This window comes from Chitinophaga sp. (genome assembly GCF_039596135.1).
GTDB lineage: Bacteria > Bacteroidota > Bacteroidia > Chitinophagales > Chitinophagaceae > Chitinophaga.
The window spans coordinates 76,778-88,581 of sequence record NZ_JBCNKH010000013.1 but is presented as its reverse complement, the minus strand read 5'-3'; the positions used below and the strand labels follow the sequence as shown (position 1 = coordinate 88,581).

Here is an 11,804-nt window from a genome sequence, read left to right as displayed (position 1 = left end):
CTTTACAGTCTACAAACCTACAGCTTTTTAAGGAATAATCTACCAGTAATGGTTCTGTCGCTAACAGGCATGGTCCTGCGGCGGCAGGACCATGCCTGTTAGCCCCCAACAAAAAAGCTCCTGCCAGCGGCAGGAGCTTTTTTGTTATAACTTCTCATCTTTCATTATCTGCTTATAAGCCTTTATGAAGATCGCACCCAGATTCTTATGCGGCGGCACATAGTCGCTGAACAGCTCCTTGTTCCTCGCATCCCCTGCAAACCTCTTACCCAGCACACTCCACATTTCTACCCAATCCACATTCTTACCTACTCTCAGCGTCTCATCCAACTGGCGGATAATCGGCTCATTCACAAATCGCGTACCCACCTGCTTGGAAGAAATAATATGCGCCTCGGGCGATTTCTCCAACACAATCGCCAGGTTATGATAACCACCACAAGACCCTAACACTACAATCTTCGCCGTCGACTGCAAATTATCCAGTGTTGTATTCACGTGATAACTATGCCCACGGTGAATGAATACCGTCGGGTGAATATCATTCTCATCCAGGTACTCACTCAGTTTCTGAATCGCTTCCTTATCAGCCGGCTCTTCTATCGGCAGGTTCGCATAGATAGTGATAGGCTTCCCCTTGATAGAAGTAATTGTCGTCCAGTATTTATTCTTACTCACTCTCCACTCGCTGGATGGGAAGTTGCCCATAAAGCTGACGTAAGAGTCATGACCATCTTTGTCACCATAAAAGAATACCTGTTGTATAATCCGGCCACTGTCATTGAGCAGGCTATTAAAATTCACAGAGTTGATCGGAGGCAATTTCAGCTTAGTAGCCATTTCTGTGGCTTTGGATGAGTCGCTGGTCTTTTCAGTTTCAGTATCAAACAGGCTACCCAGCAGTTCATAAATCACCATCCCTCTTCTATCCTTTTTCTTAGACAGGTAAGCATAGTTCTTAGCCACCTCTTCACGCAGGAAGGTGAGCAGTTTCGGATCCCGGATACTACCGAAGGAGTTAGCCACATCCACGGCGTCTTCCAGGTCTTCTGTTTTTTCCAGGCTGCTTACATATTTCTTCATCAGGTAGTTGGCATTTGCCGGATCCATGGATTTCAGGAAGTCATCCAGGGTATTGTAACCAGCCGCCATTGCGATGAATTTCTTAAAGCGGTCAAATTCTACCAGCATCAGCAAACTATCACCACGCGGAGGTTTCATACGGGCCATCATCTGGTCGTACAAACCGGCGTTGTTATGGTTGGTGTAGCTGGAAGTATATAATTCTTCCTGACCGTTTACAATCAGGTAATACAGTTCTTCAGGTGTAAAGTTCTTAACGATAGCAAAGCGTACGTTAGCAGGCTCTTCGTGCAGGTCATCCACTTCGCGGATATAGCGGAGAGATTTAGCCTGCAGGTTTTCCATCATTGCTTTCAGCCCCAGTACATGGTCCCCGTTATTACGGCGGTGTTGCAGCGTGATAGCGCTTTTCACCAGTTGTTTGAAGTAGAGATCGTCGTTGCTTACGATGGTAGTGAGTTGATCGACAGTGGTAGTACCGGCCATCAGTTCATCAATGAAAGGCAGAATCAGGGTAGGCTGGCTCGTTTTGCCGATGGCTACGATCTGCTGCACGATTGGATCCGGGTTCTTACGGATGCTGGCGGCTACCGGGGTGTACGAAGTAGCGTAAGTCAGTACCTGGTTAGGGTATTTACGTGCTACAGCTGCTATCACGGAGTCAGTAATGGGGTATTCCAGGTAATTGGCGATCTCTGCCATCACGGTTTCCAGGTGATTAAAAGCGTATTTGCCAAAGAGTACTTCTCTGGCATCTTTATAGCCAGGGTTGTCTTTAAATACTTCAATCATTTTTTCGCCTGCGTCGAAAGTGAGGTTTTGCAGGTAAGGTTTGATGCTCTGACCTTTGATATCGGCAGCCATCATATCCTTATAAGCTTCTACCATAACCGGGGCTTCTTCAACCGCTATTTTATGGTAAGCACGCTTCATATTATAATCGTGCAGCATAACATATAGCCCTGACAGGTACTTGATCTTCAAACGATGATCGAGTGAAGAATCCAGCTCTATCTGGTTTTGCATGTCATCCACCTGTCTGATCAGGGCATTGGTTACCTGCAGGTTGATCGTTTGATCATCCGACACCTTCACCAGGTCGTCTGCCTTGCCATCAAATTTTAGTGCTGCTGCCTGTTCTTTGTCGATGTTATCATGGAATCCGATACGTCCGATAGGGATGTCTATCTTCTGACTACTTTGTGCATGAACCAGACTGCCTTGAAAGGCAATCATTAACAGGACTATTATAATTTTTTTCATTAATACAAATATGCTTAATAAGGCTAGTATAGCAAATTTACTACCAATTTCCTACAATAAGGGAGTTGTCTGCATTCCTGCCCCGAAGTGAGCCACCAATCGACCTCCGGCGGTGCAGCACAAAAATCCTTACTTTTAAGTTGGAAATCCGCTCTATTTATGCAAAACTTCATCAGCGATCTTTCAGGCAAAGAATTTCCCGCCAACGAAAAGGTCAACTGCCGGCATGTTCGTAAAACCGTCCTGGACCTGATTCGCAAGGATCACCCAAACATCAGCAGTAAATCAAAAATCTCGGCTTCTGAGCTCAACAAATACAGGGAACACTACTTTGAGCACCTCTTTGCCAAAGAAATTGGGGAACTCACCGAAATGGAGAAAACCGTCATCGAAAAACTGCGCACCAATGAAACCCTTACGGACAAACTGGATGACGGCGACAATACCAACCTCACTTATGGTCAGAAGCTGGCTGATAAAATCGCCGATTTTGGCGGTAGCTGGACTTTTATCATCATATTCCTTAGCTTCATACTTTGCTGGATGGCCCTCAATATCTACTGGCTGGCCAACAAAGGATTTGATCCCTACCCTTTCATCCTGCTCAACCTCATCCTTTCCTGCCTGGCAGCCCTACAGGCACCTGTGATCATGATGAGCCAGAACCGCCAGGAGGAAAAAGACAGAATCAGGGCAAAAAATGACTATATGATCAACCTGAAGTCCGAACTGGAAGTCAGGATCCTGCACGAAAAAATAGACCACCTGATCATTCACCAGCAGCAGGATATGATGGAAATGCAGCAAACACAGGTCGAAATGCTGTCCGAAATGTCGGCGGCCATCAAAAAGCTCAGTGGCGAAGGGAACGGAAATCACAGGGAAATGCCCGGCCCTCACAAAAAAACAGAATAGGCTGCCACCAAATAACCTGGAAATGACGTAATTTCATATGTCTTAATTTTCCCCAATACCGGCTATGGGTGTGCCATACGTCCGAATTAACAATTAGATAATATTAACTTTTCATTAATAGCGGGGCCGGCGATATAATTTTGTGCCGTCTAAAAAATGTCAAACTATATGATGGACCAAGCGGTAGCAGGCAAGATCTTAGTGGTGGATGATGAGCTCGATATCCTTGAGATTATCAGTTATAATCTTAAGTCTGCCGGGTACGATACAGTAACTGCCAAAGACGGTATTGAGGCGATCCAGAAGGCAAAAGTGTTCCGTCCGGACCTGATTATGCTGGACATTATGATGCCGAATAAAAACGGTATCGACACTTGCCGCGAGATCAGAAAAATTCCCGAATTTAAAGACACCATGGTGCTCTTCCTGACTGCCCTCAATGATGAAAAATCGGAGGTAGATGGACTGAACATGGGTGCTGACGACTATATTGCAAAACCCATCAAGCCAAAGTTGCTCGTTAGCCGTATCAATGCATTGTTCCGCCGCCTGCACAAGACCGAAGAAATGCAGGTACAACTGGGCGACCTGATCATCGACAGAGAGAAGTTTACCGTGACATACAAAGGACAGGAAATTATCCTGGCCAAGAAAGAATTCGAATTGTTACAACTACTGGCTTCTAAACCAGGCCGCGTATTCCTTCGCAACGAAATCCTTAACCAGGTATGGGGTACAGAAGTAATCGTAGGTGACCGTACCATCGATGTGCATATCCGTAAAATTCGCCAGAAAATTGGTATCGATCTCATTACCACTGTAAAAGGCGTTGGATATAAGTTCGAAATGTAAAATTCAGTTTAATTGTGTTGAAAAAGGCCGTAGGCCGAACCTGGCCGGATCTCTGATGTAATCATAGGTTGCAACAGCTATCCGGGAGGATTACCTTTGTATGGCAAGTGAAAAAATTGGATTAATTTCCCGGTATTATAATCATTACTCATTGTGGAGTATGTTCAAAGCCAAAAACCTTTCCCCGCAAAAACTGGCAGGTTTTTCTGCCCTGATTCTCGCAACGATCATTACGTTGGGGACTGTTTTAATTAATGACAACTGGCGGATCATCGCTACTGCGTTCGTGCTGACCTTCCTCACGTCTTATTATCTTTATCTGTATATCTTACAGAACTTTATTTACAGAAAGATCAAGCTGATATATAAATTCATTTACCAAACGAAAGCATCTAAGAGAGAAGAGTTCTTCAATAAGAACATCCTTCCCCTGAAGACGATCGAAGAGGTAAGTGAGGATGTAGAGAAGTGGGCGAGTCAGAAGAAAGAAGAGCTGGATAACCTGCGCAGGAACGAAGCGTATCGTAAGGAATTCCTGCTGAACCTGAGCCATGAGCTGAAAACACCCATCTTTGCGGTACAAGGGTACATTCATACCCTGCTGGATGGTGCCATGGATGATCCAAAAGTGAATAAGCTGTTCCTGAAGAATTCTACCAAGAATATTGAACGCCTTTGCCGCCTGATTGATGATCTCGATGAGATCTCTAAACTGGAGAGCGGAGAGATGACGATCAATGCAGAGAACTTTGTGATCCAGGAACTGATCAAAGATGTATTTGATACACTCTCGCTGAAGGCGAATACCAAGGGCATTAAGTTCAGTGTAAAGAAAGGGTGCGAAGCGCCGATACATGTGCTGGCAGATAAAGAGAAGGTAAGGCAGGTGCTGATTAACCTGATTGACAACTCTATTAAATATGGCCGCACCGACGGCCATACTGTAGCGAGTATCTACATTATGGATGATAAACGGGTGCTGGTGGAAATCTCTGATGATGGGATTGGAATTGCAGAAGAACACTTGCCACGTGTGTTTGAAAGGTTCTATCGTACAGACAGGGCACGTTCAAGAGACATTGGAGGTACAGGTCTGGGCCTGGCAATTGTGAAACATATTGTAGAGGCACATGGACAGACCATCAATATTCGCAGTAAGCCGGAGATCGGAAGTACCTTCGGGTTTACATTAGGATCAGGAGAGTAATACACAACTAAGAATACAATCAAACAAAAAAAGCTTTTGCCTCCCGGCAAAAGCTTTTTTTGTTTCAGGCCAGCCTGCAGCCGGCTCGTATATTAAAACCTGTATTGTATTCTACAGGTAAACACATTGTCCTTCAGATCTTCTGTATACCCGGTCAGTGCCGTCGATTCGTTCTTCACCCAGTCATAATACAGCATTATCTTAGTATTCGCATCAAAGTAATGCACATAGCCGGCACCGAACGTATTGTATCTGACATCAGCTTTTGTAAAGTTGGCGTCGATTTGCTTTCCCTTTACATCCCTGTTAGGGTCATACCAGTCGTACTTTAGTACCACCAGGTCTTTGGGCGTACCCAGGTTTTGCAGGAAGTAAAAGTAAGCCCCATCGAAATTGCGGATGTAAAGCGGTGCATTGACAGCACCATTCATAGGAATCGCATACAGGGACTCTGAAGAACTGAGTGTAGCGGTCTGTACCCCACGAATATATTCTGCCCTGAACTCACTAAAACCTTTATTTTTTCCATTAGGAATCTTCAATTGTGCATCTGCGCCATAATAGTGTCGGGGAGCTATTTTGCCAATATTAGCGGTAGAAGAATCGACTTTGAATACATTGGCGTTTACCCTGTAAATGTAGTTTGTAAACTGCTCCATACCGCCGTACAGGCAGGAGATGCTACCAGATAAAAGCCAGTTGGCAGCATTCAGGCGCTGTGGTTTGATAGATAAACGGGCAATCAGGTCTTTGTGACTGTCAAAGTCACTGCTGGCATTGAGGCCCTGCCCATTGAAAAGACCGGCATCTATACGCATAAAGCGGAAAGGATTGTCCTGGCGGCGGGGTTCGAATGAGACCATGACGCCAAGATCTCTTTCTGTTTTCATCAGAATCTGAGACATACGCCCACGTTCCGGGGTTTCACGATCACTTGAAGCCAGGTTCACTTCATACCCGAACGGACGGGCAAACATACCGGTTGTAACAGAAAATACATCCCAGCGGTTCTCAAATAAGCGCCCGAAGAAGTCACGGATAAATACGCCCCGTTCTGTTCCATCAAACTGGAAAGCGAACTGGACTACAGGCATGTGATTGGCATTATACCGCTGGTAGTCGAGGCGGAATCGCCCGCGACGCAGCATAAAACGGTTATTTACATGATCCGGGAAGTTACCGCCTTCGTAAGATTCAATTCCTTTACCTTCTGCCAGCTGGAATTGAGGCTGGATGTAGCCACTGAAACGCATGGCATCGTACTTCTGGTAGAGAGAGAACATACCTTTACCAAGACTTTTGGTGGTATCAATCATGTCCATAAGAAACTGAGCCTTTGCCACAGAGGAAAGGAGAAGAAACACACCGACAATCGGCAGGAGCTTGAGCCGCATTCAGAACGAAATTTGCGGCAAAGAAAAGAAAAAATTTAACAATGATTTAAAATAGGCGAACCTCGTGGATTTTTCCGAAGGAAAAATCCAACCGATCCGCTTTAAAATTGTAAATATATCGGCATCATCGGCTGCGAGCTCTTCACCTGCGCCAACAACCAAATAAAAACCACCATAATCACCACATTCCCCACCACAGGTACCCTGCTCAACACATTCTCCGTACCCAACTCCACCTTCTTCGGCAGAAAATGCAACACAAACGCGAGTATCATCACCCAAAACACCGCCGTATATCCATTATACAACTCCAACCATACCTCCGGCTGAAAATCATATACCACCTGGTGTATCAACGACCAGGCATCTGCAAAAGTCGCAGCCTTAAAGAAGACCCAACAGAAACACACAAAATTAAACGTAATCAACACCCCAAACACCTTCAGCACACCTCCCCAAAACCCTGAAGGCCCACCGCCTTTCTTCTTCAGGTAGTCAATCCGCACCTTATCCACTGCCAGCGCAGTCCCATGCAAACCTCCCCAGAATATAAAATTCCAGCTCGCACCATGCCAGAACCCGCCTATCAACATCGTCAGAAAAAGATTCACATATTGCCTTACCTTCCCCTTACGATTACCTCCCAAAGGAATATAAAGATAATCCCTCAGCCAGGAAGACAACGAAATATGCCACCTGCGCCAGAACTCCGTAATACTGCTACTCTGATAAGGTGAATCGAAGTTCGCCGGAATCTTAAACCCTGTCCACCGGGCTATACCCAATGCCATATCTGAATAACCGGAGAAGTCACAATAAATGATCAGCGCATACCCATACACTCCCAGCAAACACTCTAATCCCGTATGCTTGGCCGGATCATCAAAAATATACTGTACAAAGTTCTGGTTAATAAAATCCGATATTACCACCTTCTTAAACAACCCACTCACAATCAGGTACATCCCCTTCCCTATATCCTCCCTATCCAGCACATAAGGCTTGTAAATCTGCGGAATAAAATCAGCTGCCCTCACAATCGGTCCCATCATCAGCTTAGGGAAAAACGACAGGAAGAACAGGTAGTCCATGAAATCGTCCACAGGCTTAAATTCCCGCTTGTACACATCTACTGTATAACTCAGGTTTTCAAATGTATAGAACGAAATACCTATCGGCAGTATTAACTTCAAAGGATGAATATGCCCCAGCTGCAGGTCATTCATCATCCCAATAAAGAAGTTAGTGTACTTAAAGTAAAACAGCAATCCCAGGTTCAATACGATACTCAATATGAGCAATCGCTTCCTGAACCCATGCTTCTCTGACCGGTAAATCCACCTGGACAAATTGAAATCCACAACCGCCGACAACAATACCAACCCTACATAATACCCGCAGGCCATGTAAAAAAAGTACAATGAGAATACAGTGAACACTGCTACCCGGGCCCGTTTATTACTACTCGCCGCCAGGTAAAACAGCAGGAACACTGCAAAATAATACATGAAAAATGCACTATTAAACAGGATAGGATTCTTCTCATTATACGTCAGTAGACTTATGATTTTATTCAGCTCAATCGTCATGTTCGTTCACGTTGTAGTGTGCGGTAGTGTACTTTTTATACTTTAAATAACTCTGGTGCAATGCTTCGTACAGTAATCTTCCCTGCAACTGGTACCCACGTACATTGAAGTGGATATGGTCAGGTGACCAACCGCCTGCGAATTCAGCATTTCTAAACCTGTTCTCCGCATTAAAGTTCCAGCATGCAATCCCCTTCTCTTTACAATAACTCATGATCTGTTGGGTCACTACCGCTATGTAAGGGTTAGGATAATAAGAGATCTTATAATAGGTTTTATACTTCTTTCCGACTTTCCTTTTGAAGGCACGTTTGCTCACTTTCTTACACTCCGGCGGGGTAGTCAGCAGAATACTCGCTCCCGGCTGATACCGGCGTATCACCGTTACCGCACTATCTATCTGGTCTCTGAAATTAGAAGCACTCAGCGAACTGAAAGCCTCATTCGTGCCCAGCGAGATGATTACCAGCTGTGGTTTCAGCACATCCATCTGTGCGATCAGGGTATTGTTGGCATCATTGTACTGGCTATACATCGCCCCATTGATACCAATAGCATTGTATTGTATCCCCGGCTTACCGTTGAACAGCAGGGCGCCATAAAAATGAAACGGCTGGCTGCCTTTATCATCCCAGCGAACCTGGAAGTTCTGTACCGGTTCCTCAAAATTCAATGTAGCTGCCTTCACCGTAGAACTTGCAGCCCTGAATGGCGGTCCGAATATATTGATATCTGCCCCGGGAGCTACGATAGTGGCCTCTTCAGGCCCGGCGTCGTAAAAAAGTTCTGCCTGGCTGATATTATTCTCCGGGCCATCTTCCCTCCTGTTGTAAGCCAGGGCCGGTGAGGGCTGTGTAGAGCTGATCACGATAGCACCCGGTCCTAATACAGAAGGTTTATACTTATCGATAATACGGTCAGCTGACCATCTGGCTGTACTGTTCCAGCGATAATCGCCGGGACCATTGGTATTGGCCAGGTTCCAGGGAAATACCCACCCCCTGCCGGCATCTCCGAAATCCCGCTGTAGCAGGGAGGCGGTCGCCTCGGGAAAAAAACCGGCCTGAATATGAGAATCACCCAGGTGCAGTATGGATACCACCATACTATCTGACCTGTCGAGCGAAGCAAAGAACTTGTTAAGTGCGGAATCCTGTGCAATACGGTTCGCCTGACCAGAAGCCAGGCTGACAGTTAACGTCAATATCCCTGCAAAGAATGTTGTTTTATTGAATTTCCAACTGCTTAAATTCATCCATCATAGCTTTATACAGCAGCGCCGCTACTTTGGCTGCCCCCTGTCTGTTAAAATGCGTATGGTCTTTCTGGGCTAACACCTGGTCACCGTCGACCCACTTTGCCATGGTACCTTCACCGCCCATCGCAGCATACAGGTTCCAGTAAGCAGTACCATGCTGCTTAGCCAGTTCATGCTGCTCTTTGAGTAAGGCCATCACACCCGGCGCCGTCACCCAGTCACCACCATTTTTATATGATTTATCAGCTGTGCTTATCACCAGGAATGAAGTACCAGGCATGTCTTTTCTCAAAGAGTCAATTACCTTCTTCATGGGTCTTGCATACCAGCTGTAGTCAGTCAACTTTGGTTTGAACAATATATTAGCGCCATACTGGAGTACGACAAGGTCATAAGGATGTTCGGCCTGCATTTCCCGCACCAGTGATTTCGACAACTTGCCCAGTTCAATCCCACTGATACCACGGAAAGAAAAGTTGTCTACATACACCCCGCTATCGCCTTCAAAAGACACGCCATAAAATGGTGTAGCCGAGCCCCCTGCCCACTTGATCGTCACATTGTTCTGTGCCGGATCCTGTGACCATACAAAACGGTTAACAGTGTTCTGCTCTTTCAGGCTATATGCCTTATCATTGATAGTGATATTTGCATTACCGGCAGGGCCATAGAACAATGTGATATGTTCAAACTTGTCCAGGCGCTTTTTATGCACCGGTGTATAGCGAACATAACTGTTACTGCCAGGTACAAATGTGTGGCCGGAAATGCCAAGCGAGATATTGGAAGGTGGTTGTTGTTTATAACTATAGTCTTTCCAGTCTTTGGAAAATGTATGTGTAATGGTTGTTCTGAAGCCCGCTACTACCGAGGTGATGGGTACAAATCCCACACCACTGCCCCCAAATGTCCTTTGCAGGCTATCGCGCAGGTCTTCTGTGAGCAGGTCGCCTTCGATCATAGAGTCGCCGAAGTACGCAATACGTACTTTCTTACGCTTGCCCTGTTTCAGCTGGACCAATGCATCGAGGAAATGCTGGAGCCCGGCAGCTGCCGTATCGGCAGTTGAAGGCAGGTTATAACTGATAATGCCTTTATAATCAGTAAAATCGAGATGATTGTCAGGGTCTGGAACGTCTGCCAGCTCAGTGGCAAGGGTAGAATCTGCAGCTTGTTCTGCAGCAGTTGCTGTGGAGTCTCCCTCTTCAGGAATCTGTGGAATCATAGAACTATCGACCGGGGCATCTTCCTCTTGTTTTCTTAAAGAATCAGGTCGCAGATCCGCCAGCATATCCAGCGGGCGGGTTTTAAAACCTGCGTAAGACACAATGTTGTCAAACTGTGATAATGCTAACAGACACACTAAAGCCCCCGTAATGATGTAAAAAGGATAGGCAGATTTATTATTGCCAGACATGAATTACTCTGATTATTGGATTGGTCTACTAAATCTTCTAAAGATAGCGCTATTCCATAACATAACTAAACGCATCTACCCGGGGGCAGATGCGTTTAGTTACGTCATTTTTTAAAATTTATTTCTTTGAATAAGCCATTTGCTCATCCAGCTTGTACAGCTTGTACCGACTGATCATGCCTGCCACTCTTCTCTCCCATTCATGACCAGCAGCAGAGTATCCGCTACTGTTCATATGCTTCAGCCAGTCTTTATACTTTACATCCCCCTTCAATTTGGAGTAATACTTCTTCTTCATGACCATTTTGGCAAAGTACTGGAAAGATGCATCGTCAGATGCAAACTCCCTGTACCGGGACCTATAGGTCACTCCCTTCTTCTTATGGAGCTTGTTGCTGCCCACAATTCCAAAATGGTTGTGGAGCAAACGGGCATTTTTGCTGGTTCCCATGCCTGATTCCAGCATAGCAACCCCCAGGATCACACTGGCTGGAATACCGGTCTCATTCATTAATGCAATCGCCGTTTCTTCGTATTTCACTACGTAACGGTTCCTGCTTTGGGAGTATGCACTGTTGCCAAACAGTAAGAGCATGCATAGCACTGCACAAAACCATCCTCTGCTGAACATCTTGTTCAATGTCATGGCAGTAATTTTTCTTGTACTTAATAATGTGTGTGTTATCAATCTCATCATTATCGGGCGCCAGAAACATTCCTTCTTACCGGCAATATAGTTTAAAAGTTTCTATAATGTGACTATTAAATGTTAAAATATTTTATAGGAATGAGGGGCTATACTTACATAAGTCATTGGGATTCAGTA

General features: G+C 45.4%; 9 protein-coding genes. 3 read left to right on the top strand and 6 right to left on the bottom strand.

The genetic code is table 11. The features are described from left to right. Nucleotides 1-144 precede the first annotated feature (144 nt). Nucleotides 145-2,346 (bottom strand): hypothetical protein, encoded by a 2,202-nt coding sequence (locus tag ABDW16_RS11370; protein ID WP_343669840.1) that lies wholly within the window; start codon nucleotides 2,344-2,346, stop codon nucleotides 145-147. A gap of 159 nt (nucleotides 2,347-2,505) precedes the next feature. On the opposite strand from ABDW16_RS11370, the gene ABDW16_RS11365 reads away from it, so the two are divergent. From ABDW16_RS11365 to ABDW16_RS11355, 3 genes are all read left to right on the top strand, one after another. After that, on the top strand, nucleotides 2,506-3,261 hold the full coding sequence (locus tag ABDW16_RS11365; protein WP_343669838.1) for a DUF1003 domain-containing protein: 756 nt from the start codon (nucleotides 2,506-2,508) through the stop codon (nucleotides 3,259-3,261). 168 nt (nucleotides 3,262-3,429) lie between these two features. Further along, a complete protein-coding gene (locus ABDW16_RS11360; RefSeq protein ID WP_343669837.1) occupies nucleotides 3,430-4,113 on the top strand; it encodes a response regulator transcription factor in 684 nt (227 codons plus the stop codon). A gap of 160 nt (nucleotides 4,114-4,273) precedes the next feature. Then, nucleotides 4,274-5,320, top strand: coding sequence for an ATP-binding protein (locus ABDW16_RS11355; protein WP_343669836.1), 1,047 nt, complete (start codon nucleotides 4,274-4,276; stop codon nucleotides 5,318-5,320). A 92-nt stretch (nucleotides 5,321-5,412) separates the two neighbouring features. On the opposite strand, the gene ABDW16_RS11350 is transcribed toward ABDW16_RS11355, so the two are convergent. The 5 genes from ABDW16_RS11350 to ABDW16_RS11330 form a co-directional block, all read right to left on the bottom strand. Beyond that, a complete protein-coding gene (locus ABDW16_RS11350) occupies nucleotides 5,413-6,714 on the bottom strand; it encodes a porin (protein ID WP_343669835.1) in 1,302 nt (433 codons plus the stop codon). A 101-nt stretch (nucleotides 6,715-6,815) separates the two neighbouring features. Further along, nucleotides 6,816-8,303 (bottom strand): MBOAT family O-acyltransferase, encoded by a 1,488-nt coding sequence (locus ABDW16_RS11345; protein ID WP_343669833.1) that lies wholly within the window; start codon nucleotides 8,301-8,303, stop codon nucleotides 6,816-6,818. After that, the gene (locus tag ABDW16_RS11340) at nucleotides 8,293-9,558 is read right to left on the bottom strand and encodes a GDSL-type esterase/lipase family protein (RefSeq protein WP_343669830.1); all 1,266 of its coding nucleotides are present in this window, start codon (nucleotides 9,556-9,558) and stop codon (nucleotides 8,293-8,295) included. The genes ABDW16_RS11345 and ABDW16_RS11340 overlap by 11 nt, the downstream gene beginning before the upstream one ends. Next, nucleotides 9,530-10,978 carry a hypothetical protein gene (locus ABDW16_RS11335; protein WP_343669828.1) on the bottom strand — a complete coding sequence of 483 codons (1,449 nt, stop codon included), beginning with the start codon at nucleotides 10,976-10,978 and terminating at the stop codon, nucleotides 9,530-9,532. The genes ABDW16_RS11340 and ABDW16_RS11335 overlap by 29 nt, the downstream gene beginning before the upstream one ends. 118 nt (nucleotides 10,979-11,096) lie before the next feature. Continuing rightward, nucleotides 11,097-11,624: a glucosaminidase domain-containing protein gene (locus ABDW16_RS11330; protein WP_343669827.1), complete on the bottom strand. Its 528-nt coding sequence runs from the start codon at nucleotides 11,622-11,624 to the stop codon at nucleotides 11,097-11,099. Between the last annotated feature and the right edge of the window lie 180 nt (nucleotides 11,625-11,804).